This is a genomic window from Priestia sp. AB, from assembly GCF_028369225.1.
Classification (GTDB): Bacteria; Bacillota; Bacilli; order Bacillales; family Bacillaceae_H; genus Priestia; species Priestia megaterium.
In genome coordinates this window covers 1-1,277 of record NZ_JAQMYN010000053.1, presented here as the reverse complement: position 1 = coordinate 1,277, position 1,277 = coordinate 1, and the positions used below count along the sequence as shown (strand labels likewise).

Genomic DNA, 1,277 nt, shown 5'->3' with positions numbered 1-1,277 from the left:
GCACTTAGAACGCTCTCCTACCACTGACATCAAAGATGTCAATCCACAGCTTCGGTGATACGTTTAGCCCCGGTACATTTTCGGCGCAGAGTCACTCGACCAGTGAGCTATTACGCACTCTTTAAATGGTGGCTGCTTCTAAGCCAACATCCTGGTTGTCTAAGCAACTCCACATCCTTTTCCACTTAACGTATACTTGGGGACCTTAGCTGGTGGTCTGGGCTGTTTCCCTTTTGACTACGGATCTTATCACTCGCAGTCTGACTCCCATGGATAAGTCTTTGGCATTCGGAGTTTGACTGAATTCGGTAACCCGTTGGGGGCCCCTAGTCCAATCAGTGCTCTACCTCCAAGACTCTCACAACATGAGGCTAGCCCTAAAGCTATTTCGGAGAGAACCAGCTATCTCCAGGTTCGATTGGAATTTCTCCGCTACCCACACCTCATCCCCGCACTTTTCAACGTGCGTGGGTTCGGGCCTCCATTCAGTGTTACCTGAACTTCACCCTGGACATGGGTAGATCACCTGGTTTCGGGTCTACAACCACATACTAAACGCCCTATTCAGACTCGCTTTCGCTACGGCTCCGCCTTATCAGCTTAACCTTGCATGGGATCGTAACTCGCCGGTTCATTCTACAAAAGGCACGCCATCACCCGTTAACGGGCTCTGACTACTTGTAGGCACACGGTTTCAGGATCTCTTTCACTCCCCTTCCGGGGTGCTTTTCACCTTTCCCTCACGGTACTGGTTCACTATCGGTCACTAGGTAGTATTTAGCCTTGGGAGATGGTCCTCCCAGCTTCCGACGGAATTTCACGTGTTCCGCCGTACTCAGGATCCACTCAAGAGGGAACGAAGTTTCAACTACAGGGTTGTTACCTTCTTCGACGGACCTTTCCAGGTCGCTTCATTTACTTCGTTCCTTTGTAACTCCGTATAGAGTGTCCTACAACCCCAAGAGGCAAGCCTCTTGGTTTGGGCTAATTCCGTTTCGCTCGCCGCTACTCAGGAAATCGCATTTGCTTTCTCTTCCTCCGGGTACTTAGATGTTTCAGTTCCCCGGGTCTGCCTTCAATATCCTATGTATTCAGATAAAGATACTGTTCCATTACGAACAGTGGGTTTCCCCATTCGGAAATCTCCGGATCAAAGCTCACTTACAGCTCCCCGAAGCATATCGGTGTTAGTCCCGTCCTTCATCGGCTCCTAGTGCCAAGGCATTCACCGTGCGCCCTTTCTAACTTAACCATTAGCGAATAAATGGTACAACATA

Annotated in this window: 1 rRNA gene; it reads right to left on the bottom strand. The window is 49.8% G+C overall.

The features are described from left to right. Window positions 1-1,252, bottom strand: a 23S ribosomal RNA gene (locus POF52_RS30905); the annotation flags it as partial. Window positions 1,253-1,277: the final 25 nt, after the last annotated feature.